19 protein-coding genes, 1 tRNA gene and 2 pseudogenes are annotated in these 22708 nt (G+C 62.6%); 10 read left to right on the top strand and 12 right to left on the bottom strand.

Going from position 1 to position 22708, the window contains the following annotated elements:
• Positions 1-17: 17 nt before the first annotated feature.
• Positions 18-1163 (bottom strand): DUF7282 domain-containing protein, encoded by a 1146-nt coding sequence (locus tag D8Y22_RS16110; RefSeq protein ID WP_141465708.1) that lies wholly within the window; start codon positions 1161-1163, stop codon positions 18-20.
• A 244-nt stretch (positions 1164-1407) separates the two neighbouring features.
• On the opposite strand from D8Y22_RS16110, the gene rnz reads away from it, so the two are divergent.
• The 4 genes and pseudogenes from rnz to D8Y22_RS16090 all read left to right on the top strand — a co-directional run bounded on the left by rnz (position 1408) and on the right by D8Y22_RS16090 (position 5276).
• Entirely contained in the window at positions 1408-2340 is a 933-nt protein-coding gene (gene rnz, locus D8Y22_RS16105) for a ribonuclease Z (protein ID WP_141465707.1), read from the top strand.
• A gap of 116 nt (positions 2341-2456) precedes the next feature.
• Positions 2457-2672 (top strand): annotated as a pseudogene (locus D8Y22_RS16100) (TIGR00341 family protein); the annotation flags it as partial.
• A gap of 222 nt (positions 2673-2894) precedes the next feature.
• Positions 2895-3323, top strand: a complete 429-nt coding sequence (locus D8Y22_RS16095) for a hypothetical protein (RefSeq protein ID WP_141465706.1) — start codon at positions 2895-2897, stop codon at positions 3321-3323.
• A gap of 960 nt (positions 3324-4283) precedes the next feature.
• The gene (locus D8Y22_RS16090) at positions 4284-5276 is read left to right on the top strand and encodes an MBL fold metallo-hydrolase (RefSeq protein WP_141465705.1); all 993 of its coding nucleotides are present in this window, start codon (positions 4284-4286) and stop codon (positions 5274-5276) included.
• A gap of 166 nt (positions 5277-5442) precedes the next feature.
• Here D8Y22_RS16090 and thsB read toward each other — a convergent pair whose 3' ends face one another.
• The 6 genes from thsB to D8Y22_RS16060 all read right to left on the bottom strand — a co-directional run bounded on the left by thsB (position 5443) and on the right by D8Y22_RS16060 (position 10231).
• On the bottom strand, positions 5443-7095 hold the full coding sequence (thsB, locus tag D8Y22_RS16085) for a thermosome subunit beta (RefSeq protein ID WP_141465783.1): 1653 nt from the start codon (positions 7093-7095) through the stop codon (positions 5443-5445).
• A 214-nt stretch (positions 7096-7309) separates the two neighbouring features.
• Positions 7310-8014 (bottom strand): SOS response-associated peptidase, encoded by a 705-nt coding sequence (locus tag D8Y22_RS16080; RefSeq protein ID WP_141465704.1) that lies wholly within the window; start codon positions 8012-8014, stop codon positions 7310-7312.
• 121 nt (positions 8015-8135) lie between these two features.
• Positions 8136-9359, bottom strand: coding sequence for an RNA-guided endonuclease InsQ/TnpB family protein (locus D8Y22_RS16075; protein ID WP_141465703.1), 1224 nt, complete (start codon positions 9357-9359; stop codon positions 8136-8138).
• A gap of 113 nt (positions 9360-9472) precedes the next feature.
• Positions 9473-9553: transfer RNA gene (locus D8Y22_RS16070), tRNA-Ser, on the bottom strand.
• A gap of 27 nt (positions 9554-9580) precedes the next feature.
• A complete protein-coding gene (locus D8Y22_RS16065; RefSeq protein ID WP_141465702.1) occupies positions 9581-9835 on the bottom strand; it encodes a hypothetical protein in 255 nt (84 codons plus the stop codon).
• Positions 9836-9850: 15 nt separating this feature from the next.
• Positions 9851-10231: a Rid family detoxifying hydrolase gene (locus D8Y22_RS16060; protein WP_141465701.1), complete on the bottom strand. Its 381-nt coding sequence runs from the start codon at positions 10229-10231 to the stop codon at positions 9851-9853.
• A gap of 142 nt (positions 10232-10373) precedes the next feature.
• Between D8Y22_RS16060 and D8Y22_RS16055 the strand changes: the two genes are divergently transcribed.
• From D8Y22_RS16055 to D8Y22_RS16045, 3 genes and pseudogenes are all read left to right on the top strand, one after another.
• Positions 10374-11264, top strand: coding sequence for an ABC transporter permease subunit (locus D8Y22_RS16055; protein ID WP_141465700.1), 891 nt, complete (start codon positions 10374-10376; stop codon positions 11262-11264).
• Positions 11261-11938, top strand: a pseudogene (locus D8Y22_RS23420) (ABC transporter ATP-binding protein); the annotation flags it as partial. The gene D8Y22_RS16055 and the pseudogene D8Y22_RS23420, both read left to right, overlap by 4 nt.
• 374 nt (positions 11939-12312) lie before the next feature.
• Positions 12313-12996 carry a hypothetical protein gene (locus D8Y22_RS16045; RefSeq protein ID WP_141465698.1) on the top strand — a complete coding sequence of 228 codons (684 nt, stop codon included), beginning with the start codon at positions 12313-12315 and terminating at the stop codon, positions 12994-12996.
• 79 nt (positions 12997-13075) lie between these two features.
• Here the strand turns inward: D8Y22_RS16045 and ilvA are convergent, their stop codons facing one another.
• Complete coding sequence (gene ilvA, locus D8Y22_RS16040; RefSeq protein WP_141465697.1) at positions 13076-14287, bottom strand: threonine ammonia-lyase; 1212 nt, start codon at positions 14285-14287, stop codon at positions 13076-13078.
• Positions 14288-14552: 265 nt separating this feature from the next.
• Positions 14553-14957, bottom strand: a complete 405-nt coding sequence (locus D8Y22_RS16035) for a gamma-glutamylcyclotransferase family protein (protein WP_141465696.1) — start codon at positions 14955-14957, stop codon at positions 14553-14555.
• Positions 14958-15074: 117 nt separating this feature from the next.
• Between D8Y22_RS16035 and D8Y22_RS16030 the strand changes: the two genes are divergently transcribed.
• Entirely contained in the window at positions 15075-16136 is a 1062-nt protein-coding gene (locus tag D8Y22_RS16030) for a DUF7490 domain-containing protein (RefSeq protein WP_141465695.1), read from the top strand.
• The gene (locus D8Y22_RS16025; RefSeq protein WP_141465694.1) at positions 16133-16444 is read left to right on the top strand and encodes a hypothetical protein; all 312 of its coding nucleotides are present in this window, start codon (positions 16133-16135) and stop codon (positions 16442-16444) included. The genes D8Y22_RS16030 and D8Y22_RS16025 overlap by 4 nt, the downstream gene beginning before the upstream one ends.
• A gap of 80 nt (positions 16445-16524) precedes the next feature.
• Here D8Y22_RS16025 and citZ read toward each other — a convergent pair whose 3' ends face one another.
• Positions 16525-17673, bottom strand: a complete 1149-nt coding sequence (citZ, locus tag D8Y22_RS16020; protein ID WP_141465693.1) for a citrate synthase — start codon at positions 17671-17673, stop codon at positions 16525-16527.
• A gap of 267 nt (positions 17674-17940) precedes the next feature.
• Between citZ and D8Y22_RS16015 the strand changes: the two genes are divergently transcribed.
• Positions 17941-19254, top strand: a complete 1314-nt coding sequence (locus D8Y22_RS16015; RefSeq protein ID WP_141465782.1) for an RNA-guided endonuclease InsQ/TnpB family protein — start codon at positions 17941-17943, stop codon at positions 19252-19254.
• A gap of 127 nt (positions 19255-19381) precedes the next feature.
• Here the strand turns inward: D8Y22_RS16015 and D8Y22_RS16010 are convergent, their stop codons facing one another.
• Together D8Y22_RS16010 and D8Y22_RS16005 are read right to left on the bottom strand one after the other, a co-directional pair.
• Positions 19382-21481 carry a TRAP transporter permease gene (locus D8Y22_RS16010; RefSeq protein ID WP_141465692.1) on the bottom strand — a complete coding sequence of 700 codons (2100 nt, stop codon included), beginning with the start codon at positions 21479-21481 and terminating at the stop codon, positions 19382-19384.
• A gap of 51 nt (positions 21482-21532) precedes the next feature.
• Positions 21533-22573 carry a TAXI family TRAP transporter solute-binding subunit gene (locus tag D8Y22_RS16005; protein ID WP_217350894.1) on the bottom strand — a complete coding sequence of 347 codons (1041 nt, stop codon included), beginning with the start codon at positions 22571-22573 and terminating at the stop codon, positions 21533-21535.
• Positions 22574-22708: the final 135 nt, after the last annotated feature.

The raw sequence follows: 22708 nt of genomic DNA, 5'->3' as shown, positions 1-22708 counted from the left end.
GCGTAAGAATCGGTCGGTTACGCGCCGAGAGCGGTCTCCACCGTCGGCTCGTCGTCCGACGCGTCGTCGGCCGCCGTGTCGTCCTCGAGCGTGATCGTCGCTTCGACGGGGTCGCCATCGTCGTCCTCGATCACGGTCGCGGCCTCGAGGTCGTCCGGATCGCCCTCGTAGAGCACCGCGCGAAGTTCGTCGTCGGCTTCGATCGTCGCGTTCTCGTCGAGACTGATCCGGATGTCGTCGTGTTCGCCTGGCTCGAGGCTGGCGCTCGTTCCGAGCGTCTCGTCGGTCTCGTTGTGCTCGATCGCAACGAACCCCGCTGCAGGGATCGCCGCGTCGACGGTCACCGACTCGTCGCTGGCCTCGCGAACCGCGACCATCGGTTCGGCGTGGAACTCGACATCGATCGACACGAGCATCCCGTCGCCGTCGGTGTAGACGCCGATCGTTCGCTCGCCGGGGTGGACGCTTCGCATGTCGATCTCGGCGGCGATCTCTCTGGACTCCCCGGCCTCGAGATCCAGCGTCTGTTGTTCGACGAGCTGGCCGTCGATTCGGAATTCGATCGGCTGTTGGCTCTGGAGATCCGTCGGATTGGAAATGTCGGCAACGATCGTGGGCGTCTCGTTCGTGGTCACGGTCGAGGGACCATCGACGGCGTCGACGGTGAACGAGTCGGTCACGAGCCCCTCGTCGTCGGTCGTCGTCACCGTCGCGGTATCGGTGACCGGGAAGCCGTTTTCGAGGTAGGGGTGATCCTCCGTGCCGTCGGTCTGTGCGTAGGCATAGCTCTCGTCGTCGGTCGTATCCTGGTGTACCGTCGCGGTCAACCGACCGAGGAGTTCGGTGTCGTCTGCGTCCTCGTTTCGCTCGACCGTGACGTTCTCGTGGCTCCCGGCCTCGAGGTAGTCCGAGACGGCAAGCGGCTGTCCGTCGTCGTCGGTGATGACGACGAAGCCGCCGTCGGAGAGCGCCACCTCCGCGACAGTGACGTTCTCGCCCTCGCCGTGTTGGTCCTCGAACTCGATCGACGCCTCGAGTTCCTCTTCGACGCCGAACAGCGCCGGCGCCTGCCCGACGATCACGCCCGCCGCGAGCACGATGGCGATCGCCAGCAGGATGGCGACGATTCGTTTGACCGTACCGAGGGTCGATCTCGAACTCATTGGGGGTTTCGACCGATACCTGCATTACGACGCCGGGGCACCTAAAACACGTCGTCCGTTCACAGGGTGGCGGTCGGTGTCGTCGATTCGGTCGGATTCGAACCGTTTCGAACGAGTGGAGCTGTGAGAACTTCGTGATCGCCGGCCACCGCAGCCGGTCCACGGCCCGCCTTCGAGAGGAGGTCCCGAGAACGTCTCGAGCGATCGAAGCGGGTTTAGCCGCGGGCGGTCGAAGGGATAGCTGATGCCACTGCGCGTGACGTTTCTGGGGACGGCAGGAGCGATTCCGACGACCGAGCGGAATCCGAGCGGAATCTTCGTCGCCCGCGAGGGCGAGCAGTTGTTGTTCGACGCCGGCGAGGGAACCCAGCGTCAGCTCATGCGCTTTGGGACCGGTTTTGCCATCTCGCAGCTCTTTGTCACGCACACCCACGGCGACCACGTGCTCGGTATTCCGGGCTTGCTCCAGACGATGGCGTTCAACGATCGCGAGGATCCCCTGACGATCCACACGCCTCGGGGCACGCGCGAGCAGTTGCGCAACCTGATCGAGGCGCTGAACACCCGCCCCTCGTTTCCGGTCCACATCAACGAACACGTGGCCGGCGACATCGCCTACCGGACCGACGAGTACGAGGTTCGGACGCTCGACACCGATCACGACACGCGCTCGCTCGGCTACGCGCTCCTCGAGGACGACCGCAAGGGTCGCTTCGACCGCGAGCGCGCCGAGGAGCTCGGCGTCCCCGTCGGCCCGAAGTTCTCACAGCTCCACGAGGGGACGCCCGTCGAACTCGAGGGCGGCACCGTCGTCCACCCGGAGCAGGTCGTCGGCGACCCCCGACCGGGCCGATCGATCGTCTACACCGGCGACACGCGACCGACGACGGCGACTATCGAGGCCGCCGACGAGCCGGATCTACTCATTCACGACGCCACCTTCGCCGACGACCGCGCCGAGCGAGCGACGAAGACGGCCCACTCGACGGCCCGCGGTGCCGGCGAGATCGCCGCTCGAGCCGGCGCGAAACGGCTCGCGCTGGTACACATCTCCTCACGGTATGCCGGCCACACCGACGACCATCTCGCACAGGCCCGCGAGACGTTCGACGGCGAGGTGTTCGTCCCCGACGACGGGACGAGCCTCGAGATTCTGTATCCCGATCGCGACGTGTAGCTGTCGAATTCGACGACTCCTTACCCGATCGGCGTCACGTCGTTCTGTCCGACAGTATGAGCGCCGCGCACGTGCCAACGGGAAACCTTTGGGGCCGAGTGATGTCCCTTCCGACGGTGCGACACATCCAGGTCACGATTCCGGCCGGGAAACGCCGGGCCGTCTTCGGCATGCTGGACGAGGAGGGAATCGACTACGTCGTAACCGACGAGACCAGCACCAGGGAGTACGACGGCGTCGTCCACTTTCCGGTCCCGACCAACGCCGTCGAACCGATCCTCGATGCGCTGCAAGACATCGGCGTCGACGAGGAGTCCTACACCGTCGTCGTCATCGAAGTCGGCGGCCCACCGGATATCTACGACCCCGACCTGATCGCGACGCTCGAGGATCGTATCAACGAACACGCGGCCTACGAGGTCGCCGTCCAGGTTCGGTTCGTGACCACCGGCGAGCAGTGACTAGCCGCGGGTTCGCCCGGGAGCGTCGACGACACGCCGCCCGTACACCAGAAGCGATCGCTATTTACTGTTACCGGGACGTACGACGACCGAATGCACACCGTCGAACTCTCGTACACGGTCGAACCGTCCGCCGAGGAGCTACTGGCGTCGCTGTCGCCGACGGCGATCGTCGAGTACGCGGACATTTTCGCGATCGAGTCCCACGAGACGGTCGGCGAGACGGATCGAATGACGGTCTCGTTCGACGAGAACACGATGGTTCTGGAGTTTGTCGAGTTGTCCGACGGCTACGAGTACACGATGGTCGACGGCTCGGGGCTGTTCGCGACGCGCCAGTCGACGATCCGCGTGAAAGACGAGTCCGAGACCGAAGTCACTGCCACGATGGAGTACACCCTCGACTCGAGGCTGGCGTTCGTCCTGAATTATCTCGCCGCGAAGACGGTCCGCCGTGAACTCGAGCTTACCGTCGAAAACCTCGTGGCCCAGACGATGGACGCCGAGCCGACGCTCGAGTAGCATCATACGGTTTCCTGTAGTCAATTACCGCCGATCGCCAGAACGGGGTCGGCGATCGGCGGTAAATAGTTACAGTACACCGTATCACAGCGTCACGACCGCGGTCATCCCGAAGACGGCCACGTTGTAGAGTCCGTGACACAGCGCCGGGACGACGAGGTTCGCCGTTCGACATCGACGCCGCGAGTATCGCCCGCCGCTGTGAAATCGCGTCCGCGAGGCACTTCTGGACGACGTTGCGAAAGAGAAACTCCTCGACGGGTGCGTTGACGAAGACGACGAGCGCGAAGAGCACGGCGACGAACGCCCACCCGCCCGCCGCGATATCGTCCGTGATCGCGTGCGTGACAACCGGGGCGTCGAAAAGCGACACGGCCGTCACTAGTCCCGCGTGAAGTACCACGGGCACGGTGGCCCGTGGCGTCCGGGTTTGGGGCCGCACTGCACCGGCACGGCCTTTAATTCCCTCCGCACTTGACTGAACGTCTCGTGCCCGGCACGGGTAAACACCCGAACACTCGCCTACAGCGAGTGTCCATGGAGCTCGGTCGCTCTACCACGACCCGACAACACCCGTCTCACCACGCCAATGACGCGGATTTTGAGAGGTGTCGCATTTTCAGTGCCGACAAGCCAGCAAAGGAATTGAGGTCGTCAATTCCCTACTTTCAGGTTGTTGATTCTGGCTTGTTACTATTATGTACGTGAGGTAGTTTATTAAACACTTCGACGCGCTTCACCCCCGACCACGGTGGGTCGGGGTACTCGCGCTGTTTTCTTTATAGACTCCGAACCCACCCACTCATACGGATTGCTGTAACGGTTTACCGGTGCAACCGCAAGACGGGACGCGGTTGCACCGAAAACGACTTACAGTAAACCGTATCAGCGACGGGAGAATACCCGTCGTATTCTTCCGTCTCGCAAAAGGTTTTTCCGCTTCCTATGCCACACGAGGGCATGGAACGAATCGAATTATCGAACTCGGCGTTCGAAGGGGACAACAACGCGTATCTCTTCGCCGACGGTGACGAGGTCGCACTGATCGATACCGGCGACTGGATGGAGACCACTCGAGAGCAACTCGAGGCCGAATTCGACGAGCGCGACGTCGCCTTCGCAGACGTCGATCGCATCTTTCTCACCCACTGGCACCACGACCACGTCGGCCTGGCCGGCGAGATCCAGGCCGAAAGCGGTGCCGAGGTCTACGCCCACCCCGCGGACGCCGCGCTGATCGAGGGCGACGAAGACGCGTGGACATCGATGGAGGCGACACAGAAGGAGTACTTCGACCAGTGGCGGATGCCCGAGGACGACCAGCAAACCCTGCTCGATCGGATGGCCCATGGCGACACCCCCGTCGCCACGCCCACCGTCACGACCTTCGAGGACGGCGACCAATTTTCGATCAACGGCTACGACCTCCGGGTCGTCCACACGTCCGGCCACGCCGACGGCCTCTGTCTGTTCGAACTCGAGCACGATGGCACGACCGAGATCGTCTCCGGCGATGTCTTGCTTCCGGTCTACACACCCAACGTCGGCGGTGCGGACGTCCGCGTTGAGCGCCCACTCGAGAAGTACCTGCGAGCGCTCCAGGGAATCGTCGACGCCGACTACGAGCGTGCGTGGCCAGGTCACCGGGATCCGATCGACGATCCGGCCGGTCGCGCCGCCTACATCATCGACCACCACGAAGAACGCTCCTGGCGCGTCCTCGACGCGCTCGATCGACTCGGCCCCTGTGATACCTGGACCGTCAGCGCCGACCTCTTCGGCGACCTCGAGGGGATCCACATTCTGCACGGACCCGGCGAATCCTACGCCCACCTCGAGCACTTAGAGCGAGCCGGCACCGTCGTCCGCGATGGCGACGAGTATCGACTCGCCGACGGCGTCGCCGACGAACTCGCCGCGACAGATGACGAGCGCTGGCCGCTCGAGTACTGAGAGCGGCGGCTATCGCGTCGTAGCAAGTGTCGTTACCGAATCAAAAAGCTACCTCTGGCGTTCGTTTCGTCGTGTTTCTCACGTCGGTCGAACCACGCTGCTCGCGGGCCGATGGCCCACTCGCCTTCTCGAGGGTTTCCCTCGCTGCGCTCGCGTCAACCCTCGCCTACATCATGCCGCCCATACCGCCGCCCATACCGCCGCCCATGCCGCCGCCGGGGGCGCCTTCCTCGTCGTCGCCCTTGTCGGTCGAGAGGTCGCCGGCGGAGATGATGTCGTCGATTTTGAGCACGAGATTTGCGGCTTCGGAGGCGGAGCTTACGGCCTGCTCTTTGGCGTGAGCCGGCTCGACGACGCCAGCCTCGAAGGTGTTCTCGACATCGTTCGAGAAGACGTTCAGGCCGGCTTCGGCGTCGCCGTCCTCGTGGGCGGCGCGCAGGTCGACCAGCGTATCGATCGAATCGAGGCCGGCGTTCTCGGCGAGCACGCGCGGGACGAGCTCGAGCGAATCGGCGAAGGCCTCGACGGCCAGCTGTTCGCGCCCGGAGACCGAGTCGGCGTAGTCACGCAGTCGCGAGGCGAGTTCGACCTCGATCGCACCGCCGCCAGCCAGCACGCGACCGTCGGAGACGGTTTGGGCGACGACGTCGAGTGCGTCGCCGACGCCGCGCTCGAGTTCGTCGACGACGTGGTCAGTCGAGCCACGCAGGAGGAGGGTGACGCCGTGGGCGTCGTCGCCTTCGACGTAGAACAGCTCGTCTTCCTCGTCGCGGGTGATGTCGCCGTGACCGAGATCCTCGGCCGAGGCACTCGAGAGATCCGAGACGATGGCCGCGTTGACGACCTCCGAGAGGAACTCGAGGTCGGACTTCTTCGCGCGTCGGACGGCGAGGACGCCTTCCTTGGCGAGGTAGTGCTGGGCGAGGTCGTCGATGCCTTTCTGACAGAAGACGACGTCAGCATCGGTGTCGACGATCTGTTCGACCTTCTCTTTGAGCTGTTTTTCCTCGCGATCGAGGAACTGCTGAAGCTGGTCCGGGTCGGTGACCGACACTTCGGTGTCGATGTCCGTCTCTTCGACCTCGATGGCCTCGTTGAGCAGCAACACGTCTGCGTCCTCGGCTTCGACGGGCATGTCGTCGTGAACTGGATCCTTGTCGACGATGCCACCGACGAGCAGGTCGGACTCACCGGCGCTGCGACCGGTCTGGGTCTCGATGTTTAAGAACTCGAGGTCGACGACGTTTTCGCCCTCGCCGTCCTCGACGGTGACGGCACTGACCGCGTCGACGATCAGCTGGGAGAGGTGTTCCTTGTTGACCTCGGCGCCCTTGCCGGTCATCGAGGTTTCGGCGACCGACCGAAGCAGTTCCTCGTCCTCGGTGTCGACTTCGGTCGCGATATCGTCGATCTCTTCGCGGGCCTGATCGCCCGCGAGGTGGAAGCCTTTGATGATCGCCGACGGATGGATGTCCTGCTCGAGGAGATCCTCGGCGTTTTTCAGCAGTTCACCGGCGATCGCGACGGCCGTCGTGGTGCCGTCTCCGGCCTCGTCTTCCTGGGTCTCGGCGACCTCGACGATCATCTCGGCCGTCGGGTTGTCGATGTCCATCTCCTCTAAGATGGTGACGCCGTCGTTGGTGATCGTCACCGATCCCATCGAGTCGACGAGCATCTTGTCCATCCCTTTTGGACCCAGCGTCGAGCGTACGGCCTCGGCGACCGCACGGGCGGCGCTGATGTTGTAGTCCTGCGCGTCCTTGTCCTTGACGCGCTGGGAGTCTTCGCTCATCACGATCATCGGCTGTCCCTGCTGCATTCGCTGGCTCATAGTCAGTCGATTCATTGATTGTGATTCTATATAAATCATTCGCTATCGACCATCGACGTTCGCCAGTCGTTGACGTACGATACCGGCACAAACAGCCGTACTGCGGCCGATTTCTGTGCCATATCTCGGCGACGATCTACGTGGGCCTGTCCGCCGAAATCGTGCAGTCATCCGCCACGTTTAAATATGTTGGGCTATCGGTTCAGGACTCGACCGGCTCGAGCAGCGACGGTTCGTCGACCGACGGATCGTTGACCGCCGTCGAGACCGGATACGCACGCATGTCGTCGGCGGGATAGGGCTCGAGTAGTTCGCCCGTCTCCTCGCCCTCGAGCCAGCGTCGTTCGGCCGACGGCTCGAGCACGACCGCCATCCGGTGATGGAGGTCGCCAACCAGCTCGTTCGGTTCGGTCGTGACGACCGTGAACGTCTCGAGCGGGCCGTCGTCACCACCAGCGTCCTCACTCCCGCCGCCGAAGGCGTCCAACCCCGCCTGCGTCGTCGGCTCGTCGGGCTCCCATCGCTCCCACAGTCCGGCCATGGCGAACGGCCGCTCGTCCTCGAGGGTTACACGATAGGGCTGTTTCCCGTCGTCCGTCTCGACCCACTCGTAGAAACCGTCCGCGGGGACCAGACATCGCCGCCGTTCGTAGGCCTCCCTGAAGCTCGGTTTCTCGTCGACCGTCTCCGCACGCGCGTTGATCATCCCACCGCTGCCGTCGTCGGCCCACGACGGCACCAGCCCCCACTCGAACCCCTGGATCGTCTCCGGCTCCTCGTTCGTGATGACGGGCACGTCTTGGCCCGGCGTCACGTTGTATCGCGGCTCGAACGAGCCCGCGAATTCGGCGTCGAATCTGTCCTCGAGGGTCTCGCGCTCGAGGGCGAGAGTGTAACGGCCACACATACGTATCTGAATGCGCTCGGCAGTGATACGGCTATCCGTTCGCTTCAGCAAAGCGCCAGAACTGGGATATCAACTGTCCCGGTTCGATACCTGGACTTGTCAGTGAACTCTCCCTCCGACGCTATCCGGTAGCGTACGGCCTAACTGTTCCGTTCGGTGTCACCGTTCCTGACTTCAGGGCGAGTTGACCGTCGCCCGTCCGACCCGACGACTGTCGGCCGTGCCGGACGAACCGCATGCCGACGTTTTTTGCGCCGACGTAATCCGCATTAGCAGTCGTTCCACACCGTTTGCATTCGAACTGAGACTGTGACGTTCGATTCCTGTCACTCGTGTAGCCACAGTCCGGACATCGCCGACTGGTGTTTGCTGGCGAAACGAATTCGACATCGATGCCGATGGCTCTCGCCTTGTATTCGACCAACTCGACGAGTTGCCGGTGTGCCCACTGATGAAATTGTTTCCCCGGCGGTGCGTTCTCTCGAATATGCTTTAGATCCTCGAAGACGATATGTGTACACCCGTGGACCGTGGCTTCCTCGAGGATGTCGTTCGCAACCTGATGCATAACGTCTCGAACGTATCGTGACTCGCGACCGCTCATTCGACGTATCGTTCGGTATGCCGATTGGGTACCTCTCTGATAGAGGCTGTTTCGCACACGTTCGAATTCACGGTGTCGGTGCCGGAGTTCCCGTCCAGAGGCGAAGTACGCCGTACTCGTCGTCGCGATGTTGACGATACCGAGGTCGACACCGAGAACTGTCCTGTCCGCAGTATCGGCCTCGGTTTCGGTTTCTGACGCCGGTGTTGGTTTCCGAAACCCGATATGGAGGTAGTACTCTCCATCCCGTTTCGAGAGCGTCGATTCAGTGACCTCCCAGCTCGCAGCGTCGAGATATCGGTATTGGTGGCCCCCATCGTCGTCTGGCAGGACCAACTCACACCGGATTCGTTCGTCGACCGTGGCCAACGACACGGTATCGTCGTCGAACAGCGTCATCGACCTCGGATCGTAGGTGATGGTGTCACTGGTAAAAGACGGACGAGAGGTCGTGTATTCGGCGTCGGTTGAATCGAGGGCTTCGATTCCGTCGAGAGCGGCCGCCGCCTGACGAACCGCGAGAATCGTGTGTTGACTTCCGAGTGACGTCTGTTCGCGGATATCGTCGTACGCGAGCTGTTGTAAAGCTGCGGTCTGCGTCTCGCCTGTAGCCCGCCCGATTCGACTGGCGGTATTACAGGCCTGCTTCCACTCGGCGATCGTTCGGTCGAGTAACGTCTGCTGATCGTCGCCAAGGGATAGCCGGGTGATCGCCGTTCGGCGGAGGTAGTCGGTGGCCACTGACGACTACTGGCCTCGCCATAGTATATAAACTCGAGCACCTGACGAAAACTTCACGAGCTACCAGATATTTGTGCGTAGCCCACCATATATTGGATAAAGCCTCAAAAAAGCGCCAGGACAGGGATTTGAACCCTGAATCCCAAAGGGAACACGCTTTCCAGGCGTGCGCCTTACCGTTCGGCCATCCTGGCTCACGTAGTCGTAACCACGTCCGTCGTTTAACTCTTACTTTTACCGTCGCCGCCGTGTGATTCGGGTTCGTCCGCCACGCGGCGGGCCGCCAACGCCGCGATTCGGTGCTCGAGTACGTACGCCGATCCCGCGGTTGCGAGGCCGACGACGAGCGCGACGGCTGCGCCCTGCGTGATCGAGACGAGGGGGCCGGATACGAGTGCGTACCCCTGTATGAGCACCAGAAACGCCATGACGCCGACGGCGCCCCACAGCAGCGCGGATTTGGTTCGCGGATGCATGCCCTCGGCGTCGGTTTACTCGAGGGAGGCGACGGCCTCGATTTCGACGGCCGCGCCGGCCGGCAGCGACGCGACCTCGAAGGCGCTTCGGGCTGGAGGCTCGTCCTCGAAGTAGTCGGCGTAGGTCTCGTTCATCGCGTCGAAGTCCTCGATATCGCCGAGGTAGACGGTGACTTTGAGGACGTCCTCGAGCGTCGCGCCTTCGGCCTCGAGGATCGCCGTGATGTTGTCGAGTGCGCGTTCGGTCTGGGTCTCGATCGGTTCGTCGGCGAGTAAGTCGCCGTCGGGGGTCAGCGCGATCTGGCCGGCGGTAAACAGTAGCGAGCCGTCGGTCGTCGCCTGGCTGTAGGCCCCGACCGCGTCGGGGGCGTCGTCGGTGTCGATGATGCGTTTCACGTGCTTGTTCTCTCGGTCGATCGGCTTAAATGCCGGCGACAGCAGTTCGACACAGGGCCCCGCTGTGTCGCTTTCGTCTCGAGGAGCGAAGCGGCCACGGATACCAGCAAATTTATGTTAAATTGGTGTCACACGTTCGGTGATGCGATGGTTCCCGCTCGCACGTCAAGAGTGCAAGGCCCTGGTATCCTCCAAAGGGGTCTGGCTGCTCGCGCTCGTACTGCCGTTGTGGACGTATCGCCCGGCCTATCGAACGTGGAACGAACTCGGGCCCGACATGACGATCGGGTTCGTCCAGCACAGCGCCGCGTTTGTGCTTCCGCTGGCGGCGATCGCGCTCGGCTATCGGGCTATCGTCGGTGATCGGTCCTCCGGCAGCCTCCGGTTCGTACTCGGCTTGCCACTGACCCGCAGAGACGTGTTGCTCGGCAAACTCGTCGGTCGGACGGTCGGCATCGCGATTCCGGTCGGCATCGCGCTGGCGGTCGTCACCGTCGTCGGCGTCGTCCGGTTCGGGCTGTTCTCGCCGCTTCGATACCTTGCAGTACTGGTCGTCACCTTCGCGTACCTCGCCGTGCTCGTCTCGATCGTCGTGAGTGTCTCGGCACTCGCCGGCCGGGCGGCGACGGCAGCGGCGACGCTGTTCGTCGGCTTGCTCGTGGTGTTCGAAACCCTCTGGCAGCTGCTGGCACCGATGCTGTACTCGCGACTCACCGGCACGCCGGTCAACCTCTACGATCCGCCGGCGGACGGGCGACTGTTCCTGATCGATCGGCTCGCCCCATCGAGGGCGTACAACACCGTGACGAACTGGCTCCTCGAGGCGGGCAACTCGGCTGGCTTTCACAACAGCGTGATCTCCGATCTCGAGCCAAACGTCAGTTCCAACGTCCTCGTCGTCGACAACACGTTCGAGCCGGGGGCCGTCCCGCTGTACCTCCACGAGGCCGGCGGGCTGGTCATTCTGGCCGCCTGGGGGCTGGTACCGCTTTCGATCGCCTACTACCGGTTCGATCGGGGTGATCTCGCGTGAGTTCGAACGACGACGCATCCGTCATCCGGACCGATGGCCTGACGAAGCGATACGGGTCCGACGCGGCGGTCGAGAACCTCTCGTTCACCGTCGATACCGGGGAGATATACGGCTTTCTGGGGCCAAACGGCGCGGGCAAGTCGACGACGATCAACATGCTGATGGACTACGCGCGACCGACCGAGGGCGAGATCAGCATCCTCGGGATGGACCCGCGCGAGGACGTCGTCGATGTCCACCAGCGTGTCGGCATCCTCCCCGACGGATTCAGCGTCTACGAGAATCGGACCGGCCGCGATCACCTGCGGCTGGTCATCGACACGAAAGCCGCTGACGACGACCCTGAGGCGTTGCTCGAGCGGGTCGGGCTGGCCGACGCCGTCGACGACGACGCCGGCAGCTATTCGCGGGGGATGCGCCAGCGTCTCGCGCTCGCGATGGCACTCGTCGGCGAACCGGAGTTGCTGATCCTGGACGAACCCTTCTCCGGGCTCGACCCCCACGGCGTCCGGACGATCCGCGACGTGGCCCACGCGGAGAACGACCGCGGCGCGACGGTCTTTTTTTCGAGTCACGTCCTCGGTCAGGTCGAACTCGTCTGCGATCGGATCGGTATCCTCCACGAGGGCCGACTCGTCGCGGAGGGAACCCTCGAAGAACTGCGAGCGAGCGCACCGGTGACGACCGAGTTCGAACTCGCCGTCGATGGCAACCTCGAGCAGGCTCGACGGGCGGTAAGGAACGTCGAGGGCGTCGTCGACATCTCGGTGTCGTCGGCAAGCGACGGAACGACGGTCGGCGACGGTGCGACCGGTGGCGGCCCTGAGACGGGCGCGGCGGCCGGTGGGGCCGGCGCCGGAGCCGAGGCTGATACGATGGCCGGTGGTACGATCGTTACGCACCTCGAGTCGATCGACCGGCGCGAGGCCGTCGTCGAGGCGCTCGAGCGCACAGACATGACGATTCGACGAACGACCGTCGAGGAGCCGTCGATCGAATCGATCTTCGTCGCTCATACCGGCGGATCGCCTGCCGGGGGTGAGCACCGATGACCGACGACGCTCGCGAGGACCGACGGTCGACGCTCCGACGGCGAACGCTGCTTGGAGCCGTCGCCGGTTCGACCGCCACCCTCGCGGGGTGTATGGGCGACACCGAGTTTTCGATCGTCTCCGTCGACGTACCGACCGACTTCGACGGGCCGCTCTCGTTCGACATCGACGCGTTCGATCGGGATGTCCTCGTCGATTCGCCGGCCGCGTTCGAACTCTCGGCGACCAACGACTCCGACGATACCCTCGAGCTGGTCAGCATGGGGATTCGACCCTTCGGCGTCCTCGAGTTGCGCGGCGAAACCGACGACTACGGGGAATCGTGGATCCGACTGTGGACCGACGCCTACGAGGACAGCGACCACATCGACGTCACTCCTGGCGGGATGGGTGCCGACGGCGAGGAGCTGGTGATGACGTTCTATCCGGGCGAGACGGTGACCGCTGAGTACGAAATCCGCGGTGAGAATGTATCAAACTCCGACGGGACCTACGAACTCGGCGGACGGCTGGGTGACGATCACGTCGTGACCTATCGGCGTCCGGACGAGGCGGCTGCGGGCAACGCGGACGACGAGTCTGGAGACGAATCCGCGAACGACGATGGTCTGCCGGGAACGGGCTACAGCCCCGGGATCGCTTTCCGCATCGAAACGCGGAGTCGAATCCCGTTTCGCTGATACGGATTGCTGTACCGATGTACCGGCGCATCCGCCCCTGGGTCGCGGGTGCGCCTGAACTGACTGACAGTAAACCGTATCAGGCGAGGACGTCGACGGGATACCCAGCTGCCCGCAGGTCCGACAGAAACGCCTCGACGTGGTCGGGGCCGCGCATCTCGAGGTCGATCTCGACTTCGGTGTCGCTCATCTCGACGTCCCGGGAGGTTCGGTCGTGGTGGATCGCGTAGATATTCGCCCGGTGGGCGGTGAAGATGTCGAGGAGGTCCTCGAGTGCGCCGGGCCGATCTTTCAGGACGGTGCGGATCTTCAGGTACCGGCCGGTTTCGACGAGGCCGCGGATGATGACGTTCGTGAGTGTGTTGAGGTCGATATTGCCGCCACAGAGAGCGGCGACGATCGTCTCGTCGGGCTCGTAGTCGAATTTCTCGAACAGCGTCGCAGCCAGCGGGACCGCGCCCGCACCCTCGACCATCGTCTTCGAGCGCTCGAGCAGGTAGACGATGGTGACGGCGATCTCGGGATCGGAGACGGTGACGACCTCGTCGACGTACTCCTGAATGTAGGGGAATGTCTGCTCGCCGACGCTGCGAGTCGCGATCCCGTCGGCGATCGTATCGACGCCCTCCAGCGAGACGCGCTCGCCTTTCTCGAGGGATTTCGCGGCGCTCGAGGCACCCTCGGCCTGAACACCGACGACGCGAGCGTCGGGCGTTTCGGCCTTGATCGCCGTCGCGATACCGCTGATCAGTCCGCCGCCGCCGATAGGGACAACGACGGTGTCGAGATCGGGACAGTCCTCGACGATCTCGAGGCCGATCGTTCCCTGGCCCGCCATCACCATCTCGTCGTCGAAGGCGTGGACGTAGGTTCGACCCTCCGTGCGTTCGATCTCGTGGGCGCGCTCGGCGGCCTCGTTGTAGTCCGTCCCCGCGAGAACGACCTCGGCCCCGTAGTTTCGCGTCGCCTTGACCTTCGCGATAGGAGCGTATTCGGGCATAACGATCTTCGCGTCCACGCCCGCACGCGTAGCCGCGAGGGCGACACCTTGGGCGTGATTGCCCGCGCTCGCGGTGACGACGCCGGCCGCCTTCTGGTCGGCCGATAGCGTTGCGACCCGATTGGTCGCGCCCCGAATCTTGAACGCACCCGTCCGTTGGAAGTTCTCGAGTTTGAGATGAACGTCGGCGCCCGTCATCGCCGAATAGGTGTGAGACCGTTCGAGCGGCGTCTGTCTCGAGGTCGCTCGAACCCGCTCGCGAGCCTCGAGAATGTCGTCGTGATCGAGCATACTCTATACTGTCGGTTGGACCTATTTGTGAGATTCGCCACGGCGGACGGCGACTCGGTGGGGCCGTCGCTGTCTTCGGTCGGACAGGAATGTGTCGTCGGGCCGGGGGCCGCGACAACACGACAGGGAATACAGGATGCACGGCGTGTGACGTGCGAGTGTAGACGGGGGCGCCGATTACATAAAACCAATCCCTCCAGGGTGAAAGTGAAACCGAACGACTGCGTCGGGTTAGGTGCCCTGTCAGACGGGTGTCTGCCGATCGTCATTCGCGACGCTGTACCACGGGATCGACCCGCTCGAGCAGCGTCCGAACGCGATCCTGAAACGAGGATCCAGCCGGCCACCAGTCGGGCTCGCCGAGTCCGAGTCGCGCCGGATCGCCGACGTACGTTGCAGCCGACGCACCGCCAGTTCGAAACGGGATCGAGACGCGCGCGTAGAGTCCGTTTTCGACGCCTTCGTATCGGTCGAGCGCCGCCAGCGCCGCCGAGTCGACCTCGAGGAGTCGTCCGTCGACGCTCCCGCCCGGTGCGAGCGTCGGGTATTGCCCCTCGACTCGGTGTACCCCCTCGAGTATCGCGTCGTCCTCGAGTGCGTACCGGTGACCAGTCAGCACGCGATCGACCCGTGCGGGATCGGTCAACGTCCCGTAGACGAAGACGTACACGTCCGTCGATACGGACGCCCGATACGTCTGCGTTGTGCCGTCTGCGGGATCGCCGTGGCCGATTCTTTCAACTCGAACTACACAAAGCATTTATATTTCTGTTCGAGAGGGGTGGACATGAACCGCGAGTACGCGCTCGCGATCGTCGCGCTCGTGGTCGTCCTCGCTGCGCTCACGACGCTTGCCCTCTCCGGTGCGATCGCAGACCCAAGCGAACCCGAGACCGACGCTGCCGTCGACGGTCACGCATCGCTGCTCGAAGTGACGTTCGCCGCCGAGGAAATCTCCGGCGAGACGGCGACGCTCGATGTCGATAGCTACCTCCAGAGCCACGGTGGCGCCGTCGAGAACGTGACGATCGTCCACCGGGCGACCAACGCCGAGACCGGCCTCGTCGAGTCGACGACCGAACGCGAGATCGACCGCCTCGAAGCCGAACACGAGGACGTCGTCCCCGCAGCGCTCGAGGTCCCACGCGAGGGGACCCACGAGATCGAGACGTTCGTCTACGTCGACGACAGACGGACCGAGTCGGTGTCACATCGCGTCTCCGGCATGGACTCGTTGACGCCAGCCTACGCGGATACCGGTCTGGAGTTCCACCGGTTCGGTAGTGAACATGGGATGGCGCTTGCGAACGTCCCTGCGATCGAGTATACCATCGCGTCGACAGCCGGCGACGACACCACACTCGATGTCACCAGCTACCTGACGAACACGGGCGACGAGCGAACGGGATCGCTCGAACTCGAGGTGACGGCTCGGCAGGCGGATTCGAATATCGTCGCCGATACAGAACGGGTCGATGTCGCCAACGTCGATACCGGTGAGACGGTGACGCCGACGACGACCGTCGACGTGCCCGACGACTATCGGTACTATCTCGATGCGACGCTGTGGCTCGACGGAACGATCGTCGCCACTGACCGGGCGGCTGCCGATCTTCGGCCCGAGTCAGTCGTCGAGAACGCGAGCGAGGAAGACAGTCGACTCGACGCCGGTGCGTTCGAGGACGACGAGAGCCTCGACGTCGAGGCGGACTCGGCACCGGTTCGTGACGAACCTGTCGAGGACACCGAAGCCACAGACACCGACGATGCGGTGCCCGGGTTCACCGTTACTGGGGCTGCGCTTGCACTTCTTGCCACGCTTGCACTGACGCGGAGGCTGCATACATGACCGATACGACCACACGCAACTCGGCGACCGAACCGACCGTTGACCAGCCACCGGTAGACGGTACGGAACCGCCCAGCGAGAGCGAGACCCGTTCCCAAGATGTCTGGCGGTTGCTCGCCTGGGCCGGGCTGGCGATCTGCTCGCTGGTCGCACTCGTCGCGCTGGTCCAGTTCTACGCCAGCGTGACCGACGCGATCGACCTCTGGGTCGAGCCCAGACATCAGCCGCTGATCCACGCCGCGTTCAATCTCGTCGTCCTCTGTGGCTCCCTCATCGGCGTCTCGGTGCTCGTTCGGGAGCTGAGCTGACACTCGAGTTGGTCTGCTGTCGTGTCGGTACGAGCAGGCCCTGGCCGAGCGAAAAATGAACCGTGATCAGCGAATCGACGCTATCGATCCTCGAGCGGAACGAACTCGAGATCGTTGTCGCCGGTGTAGCGGGCCCGCGGCCGGATGAGACGGTTGTCCTCCTGGTACTCGAGAACGTGGGCGATCCAACCGCCGGCACGGCTCATGGCGAAGATTGGGGTGTACATGTCGATCGGAATGCCGAGTTGGTAGTAGACCGAGCCCGAGTAGAAGTCGACGTTCGGCGCGATGCCGTGTTCGGTCAGTCCCTGCTCTTCGCTGAGGAACTGTTCGATGGTCGTGGTGTAATCGTACCACTTGCTCTCGCCGTTTTCGGCGAGTTCCTCGCTGCGTTGTTGGAGAATGTTCGCGCGCGGATCTTTGACGTTGTAGACGCGATGACCGAAGCCGGGAATACGGCGGCCTTCGTCGTTGGCTTGCTCGACCCACTCGCGGTGATCGAGGTCGCTCTCGTCGATTTCGATGAGAACCTCCATGACGTCCTGGTTTGCGCCGCCGTGGAGCGGCCCCGACAGTGCCGCAACGCCGCCGGTGACGGCGCTGTAGATGTCGGCCATCGTCGAGCCGATGACCATCGAGGTAAACGTCGAGGCGTTCAAACCGTGGTCGGCGTGGAGGATCAACGCCTGGTCGAAGGTTTCGGCCGCGATGTCGTCCGGCTGCTCGCCGGTCAGCATGTAGAGGAAATTCGCCGCCAGCCCCAGTTCGGAGTCGGGATCGACGGGGTCCTCACCCAGACGGTAGCGCTCGAACGCTGCGAGCGCGGTCGGGATTTTCGCGGTGATACGTCGACCTTGCCGCAGCGTCGCCTCGAGATCCTCCGGGTCCGCGTCGCGTTCGGGCTCGGCGGCCGAGAACATCGACACTGCGGTGCGGAGGGCGGCCATCGGCTCCTCGCCAGCGTCGGCGAGTCGCTCCATCGTCGCCAGGACGTCGTCGCTGACCTCCCGCTCCTCGGTGAGTGAGGCGGTGAACTCTTCGAGTTCGGCCTCGTCGGGGAGGTGACCGTGCCAGAGGAGATACAGCACTTCCTCGTAGCTTGCTCCTTCAGCGAGGTCCTGGATGGAGTAGCCGCGATAAATCAGTCGCCCGGCGTCGCCGTCGATCGAGCTGAGTTTGGACTCTGCAACTAAGACACCCTCCAGCCCTTTCTTGAGGTCGTCTGCCATACCTTCGATTTTTCGTGGCCGATGGAAAAGCATTGTCGTTTGGTCGCTGATAGCGACTAATGACTGATATCTGGTCGTCAATTGTTGTAACTGTGCCCGGACAGTTTATATGCGGAGCAGGCGCAATACCACGTCGTTCACGGCGTGGATACGCGCCGTCACTTAGTGCGGCGTTCTACCGACACCGACAGGCCTGGATATTCCACTGCCATCAAACACTAACCTTTACAAGAAGTGTAGATATAAGTGATTATACAGGCGTTCAGAATGCTGGAGGTTCACCGCACATATCGAGCGAAAATCCGCAACCACTCACAGGTGGCAGAGTCGCTCGACCGCCACGGGTGGAGCGCCAGCAAACTCTGGAACGTTGCCAACTACCACTCCCGAGAAGTGTGGGAGGAGACGGGCGAGATTCCTGACCACGAGGAGTTGAAAGACGAGTTGAAGACCCATCCAAAATACAAGGGACTGCACTCACAGTCCAGTCAGCGGGTTCTGGAGGAACTCGCTGAAGCCTTCAACTCGTGGTACTCCAGCGACGATGACAGGGACAATCCGCCCGGCTACCGCAAAGAAAACTACTACGACGACGAGGGTCGCCGCGTCCACGAAGAACACCCCCGCTCGACGGTGACGTGGAAGCAACACGGTATCCGCCACGACACGAAGAACAACCGTGTTCGCCTCTCAAAAGGAGCGAATCACAAGGAACACCCGAAAGCGTGGGAGTACATCCTCGTCGAATACAAGACACGACCCGGCGTCGAGGTTGAGAACCTGCAACAAGTCCGCTCCGTCTACGACCAAGCAAAGGAGCGATGGGAGTTACACCTCGTCTGCAAGGACGAAATCGAGACGCCAGACGCTCCCGGCCCCGAAACGGCGGGTATCGACCTCGGCATCAGCAACTTCGCTGCCGTCGCCTACAGTACTGAAGACGCCGACTTGTATCCAGGCAACCGCTTGAAGCAGGACGGGTACTACTTCCCGAAAGAAATCGCCAACTGCGACAATTCTGGTGGCGACAGGGCCACACGACTCCACCACAAGTGGTCGGAGCGCCGGACTCACTTCTTTCACAGTCTCGCCAAACACATCGTTCAGCGGTGTGTCGAGAAAGATGTTGGTCGCATCAACGTCGGAGACTTGGAGGGAGTCCGTGAAGACGAAGATGGTGCGTCGAAAAACTGGGGTAAGCATGGCAACCTCGATCTCCACGGGTGGGCGTTCGACCGCTTCACCTCGATTCTCGAATACAAGGCGAAGGTCGAGGGCATCGAGGTCGTGGAAGTGTCCGAACGCGACACGAGCAAGACGTGTTGTGTCTGTGGGAAAGAAGACGAGAGTCAGCGTGTTGAACGGGGTCTGTACGTGTGTGAGGATTGTGATGCGGCGTTCAATGCCGACGTGAACGGGGCGGAGAACATCCGTCTGGACCTGAACCAAAGTAACTCCGAGTCTTCGGCCAATTTGGGCGAGGATAGGAGTACCGGCTGGTTGGCACAGCCCGGAGTCTACCTTCATGACTTGTCTCACGGATTCTCACCGAGGGAACAAGTGGTAGACTGCAAACCCTAATATCCCAATCCAGCGGTGCGGTGCCGTGGGATTCCTCCGCGTTCACGCGGAGGAGGATGTCAATCGAAGCAAGGGGGATCGTAGCCACTCGTCGACGAATCCCGAAAGGAGAACCGATAGTGACCGCTTAGCGCTGGCCGCGACGACCGTTGAATCCACTGACGGCGCCTCGGACGAGAGCGAGCGGATCGGGTTTCCCGATGGCAACTTGCACCACGTAGAGGGAAACTGCGAGTCCCAATGCGGCAAGCTGGATCAGCTGCTCCCAGTAGACCATCGCAACGATGCCGCTGACGATGAATCCGACTCTGAGACCGTAGGTCTGGGTACGACCGAACGTGAACCGGTAGTTGATGCCGTGGATAATGATGATCGCTGCCAGCAACGCGATCCCACCGGCGATGAGTGCCTCCGACGTGAACTCGCCGCCGACGAGTTCCGGATGGTAGACGAAGGCAAACGGCAGGATGAACAGTGGTGCCGAAATCTTGATCGCCTCATAACACGTTCGCCAGAAGTCGGATCCGGCGATGCCGGTCGCGACTGCGACACAGGTTGCGATCGGCGGCGTCAGTCCGGCGAGGATCGCCGCGTAGAAGACGAAGTAGTGGGAGGCGAGTTCGGGCACGAAGAACTGGTTGATCAGCGTCGGCGCGACCAACAACGCGACGACGGTGTAGGCTGCCGTCGTCGGCATTCCCAGCCCGAGGATGATACAGATAATCATCGCGAGGATGACTGCGATGAGCATGACGCCGCCCGACAGGTCCATTAGCGTGAGCGAGATCGCGGTCGGCACACCGGTCGCCATCAAGAGATCGACGACGCCGTTGATCGCCGCCAGGATGATGGTGATCGGTGCGACGACGATCACACCCTGTCGAAAGCCTTCGATGGTCTGTTTGCCGGTGTAGACGGCGGCACCACCGACATCACCGCCGTCCAACAGCGCCTCGACGATCGGGATCGTGATCCCAAAGACCATCATCGAGATGGCCGTCCAGAACGCCGCAGTCATGACCGTCGTCTGGAGATATCCCAGCAGGTAGACGAGAACGAGGAGTGGAACGCCGTACTTGATACCCTCGAGGACGAGTTGCTGGGTCTCGAGTTTGTCGTCGAACATGCCGCCCATCTCGGGATCATCGATCTGGGGGGCCGCAGCGTAGTGGACGGCGACGACGATCGAGACGACGAGGATGAACGCCGGGATGAGCCCGGCGATGATGACATCGACGTACGTAATGCCGCTGATCAGCGATGCCATGATGAACGCGCCTGCGCCCATCACGGGCGGGAGGACCTGTCCGGCCGTCGAGGCGACGGATTCGATGCCGCCGGCGGTTGCGGGTTTGACGCCGCTCTTTTTCATCAACGGAATGGTGAACGAACCGGTCATCCCGGCGTTTGCGGTCTGGCTTCCGTTGACCGAGCCGATGACCGCACTCGCGAGGACGGCGGTCTGGGCGATACCGGAATCGACGTACTTGGCGGAGCGGACGGCCATCCGGAGGATGAGATCGAACGCCCCGTAGGCTTTCAACAGTCCTGCATACAGCAGGAACAGCGCGATCCACGCGGCCACCAGTTGCGTCAGGAATCCGTAGAAGCCGTCACCACTGACCGCGAGAATGCGAAGCGTTCGCTCGGGCGAGAGACCGCCGTGACCGAGCGTTCCCGGAATGTACGAGCCGCCGAGTCCATAGAGGATGCCTGCGATCACGACGACAAGGAACGTCATGCCGAACGATCGCCAGGTGAGATAAATCATCACAAACACGAACGCCAGCGCGAGACCGATCTCGTAGCCGTAGGCGTGGCCTGCGCGGTCGATAATCGCCCACTGGTAGTACGTAAACAGATACACTGTCGCGGCCAGTATCACGCCCGCCGAGACGACCAGCATTCCCGCCTCGAGTCGGTTGCCATCCTCGAGATCGTCGGGCAGCTCGAGGAGGATATACAGCAACAGGACGCCGCCGAGAAAGAGGGTTCCGTATCGCGCCCGCGGCATCATCTGGGTGTAGGAATACCAGAAGACGATCAGCCAAAGCGGAATCGAACCCAGGATAACGGCCGTCTCGAAGCGGCCGCGAAGCCCGTCCGAAATCGACAGTGGCGGCTCGTCGTCGAGAACGCCGTCGCCGTTACTATCGGGTACCGCCGGCTCGTCGCCCTCGGTAGCGGTCGTCTCGTCGGTCGAGTTGGTATCGTCGTTAGTCCCCATCTGTTAAATAGTATAAGTTCGTCTGAACGTTATTCTCCCTCGAGACGGCCGTTATTCGGCCTCGCCTCGCTCCCAGGCGTCGTCCCAGACGCCTTCCTCTTCGAAGAAGTCTGCAACGCCTTCGTGGACCGGAACGTCATCCATGACCGTCTCGGCCATGTACTCCGGCGTGAAGTCCGGGGCCGTCTCGTCGGCTTCGCGAATGACGTCGTCGTGTTCGAGTGCGAGACGCGCTATATCGTAGGTCGCCTCCGCGGAAATTTGTGGACCGAACGCCCACTGTGCGGGCAGTGCCCAGGACACCGCCTCGTCGGTGAGTTCGGTGACGTCCTGTTCGTAGCCGTACGGTTCGTGGTGGTTGAGCAACGCACCGGGGTGGTCTTCGATCGTCTGCTCGAACTCCTCGTCGGTCTCGAGCAGGTAGAGCCCGTCGCCGCTCCGGACATCGACCTCCTGACACCAGCTGGCGAGTTCGACGCCGTTCGAGCCGTACAGACAGAGGGCGTCGACGTTGCCCTCTTCGACCTGTCCGGGGATGTCGCTCGTATCCACGTTCGAAATCTCGTTTTCCTCCCAGATGCCTGCATCCTCCAGGATTTCCTCGGTTAGCAGCCGCGTTCCGAACCCGGGCTGGATCGGGTAAATCGTGTAGCCGCCGTCACGAAGGTCCTGGACGGATTCGACGCCACCGCCCTCGAGACCGACCCAGTGAATCTGGAGCGCTGTGAACTGAAAGCCCTGATGAGGCAGTGTATCGACCGGGTCGTCCGCGAACGGCCCCTCTTCCGCGATAGCTTTCGACATCGAGTTGTTGTCGACGCCCATCGCTGGGATCTGATCGTTGTCGTACTCGTAGAGGTTCGCCGTCCACCCGTCCGTCTCCTGGACGGAGACTTCGACGACGTCGCTCTCTTCGGACGCGGCACGGGCGAGTGCCTGTCCCGCGGCCTGTGTCGAACTCCCACTCGAAGTTCCACCGATCGTCACCGTCTCGAGTTCGTCGTCACCGAGACATCCGGCCACACTCACGACACCCACTGCTGCTGCACCTTTCAGGAAGTTACGCCTGTTCTGTTTGCCACTGTGGGGCATATAAAACTCGTTCAGATTGCCGGTATAAAAAACTGTTGTTTAAACCCCGCAATCATCGATTATTTATTCCGAATGTACATTCTTCCCGTAATAAGACGGATATTCCATCATAATAGGTGACAGTCCCCGAATATG

Source organism: Salinadaptatus halalkaliphilus (assembly GCF_006543045.1).
In the GTDB taxonomy this organism is placed as follows: Archaea; Halobacteriota; Halobacteria; order Halobacteriales; family Natrialbaceae; genus Salinadaptatus; species Salinadaptatus halalkaliphilus.
This window is presented reverse-complemented; position numbering and strand designations above follow the sequence as displayed.

What these genes read in the sequence shown, in the direction of transcription:
- D8Y22_RS16110 (WP_141465708.1), bottom strand. Translation starts at nt 1,163, where the DNA reads ATGAGTTCGAGATCGACCCTCGGTACGGTCAAACGAATCGTCGCCATC.
- rnz (WP_141465707.1), top strand. Translation starts at nt 1,408, where the DNA reads ATGCCACTGCGCGTGACGTTTCTGGGGACGGCAGGAGCGATTCCGACG.
- D8Y22_RS16095 (WP_141465706.1), top strand. Translation starts at nt 2,895, where the DNA reads ATGCACACCGTCGAACTCTCGTACACGGTCGAACCGTCCGCCGAGGAG.
- D8Y22_RS16090 (WP_141465705.1), top strand. Translation starts at nt 4,284, where the DNA reads ATGGAACGAATCGAATTATCGAACTCGGCGTTCGAAGGGGACAACAAC.
- thsB (WP_141465783.1), bottom strand. Translation starts at nt 7,095, where the DNA reads ATGCAGCAGGGACAGCCGATGATCGTGATGAGCGAAGACTCCCAGCGC.
- D8Y22_RS16080 (WP_141465704.1), bottom strand. Translation starts at nt 8,014, where the DNA reads ATGTGTGGCCGTTACACTCTCGCCCTCGAGCGCGAGACCCTCGAGGAC.
- D8Y22_RS16065 (WP_141465702.1), bottom strand. Translation starts at nt 9,835, where the DNA reads ATGCATCCGCGAACCAAATCCGCGCTGCTGTGGGGCGCCGTCGGCGTC.
- D8Y22_RS16055 (WP_141465700.1), top strand. Translation starts at nt 10,374, where the DNA reads ATGCGATGGTTCCCGCTCGCACGTCAAGAGTGCAAGGCCCTGGTATCC.
- D8Y22_RS16045 (WP_141465698.1), top strand. Translation starts at nt 12,313, where the DNA reads ATGACCGACGACGCTCGCGAGGACCGACGGTCGACGCTCCGACGGCGA.
- ilvA (WP_141465697.1), bottom strand. Translation starts at nt 14,287, where the DNA reads ATGCTCGATCACGACGACATTCTCGAGGCTCGCGAGCGGGTTCGAGCG.
- D8Y22_RS16030 (WP_141465695.1), top strand. Translation starts at nt 15,075, where the DNA reads ATGAACCGCGAGTACGCGCTCGCGATCGTCGCGCTCGTGGTCGTCCTC.
- D8Y22_RS16025 (WP_141465694.1), top strand. Translation starts at nt 16,133, where the DNA reads ATGACCGATACGACCACACGCAACTCGGCGACCGAACCGACCGTTGAC.
- citZ (WP_141465693.1), bottom strand. Translation starts at nt 17,673, where the DNA reads ATGGCAGACGACCTCAAGAAAGGGCTGGAGGGTGTCTTAGTTGCAGAG.
- D8Y22_RS16015 (WP_141465782.1), top strand. Translation starts at nt 17,941, where the DNA reads ATGCTGGAGGTTCACCGCACATATCGAGCGAAAATCCGCAACCACTCA.
- D8Y22_RS16010 (WP_141465692.1), bottom strand. Translation starts at nt 21,481, where the DNA reads ATGGGGACTAACGACGATACCAACTCGACCGACGAGACGACCGCTACC.
- D8Y22_RS16005 (WP_217350894.1), bottom strand. Translation starts at nt 22,573, where the DNA reads ATGCCCCACAGTGGCAAACAGAACAGGCGTAACTTCCTGAAAGGTGCA.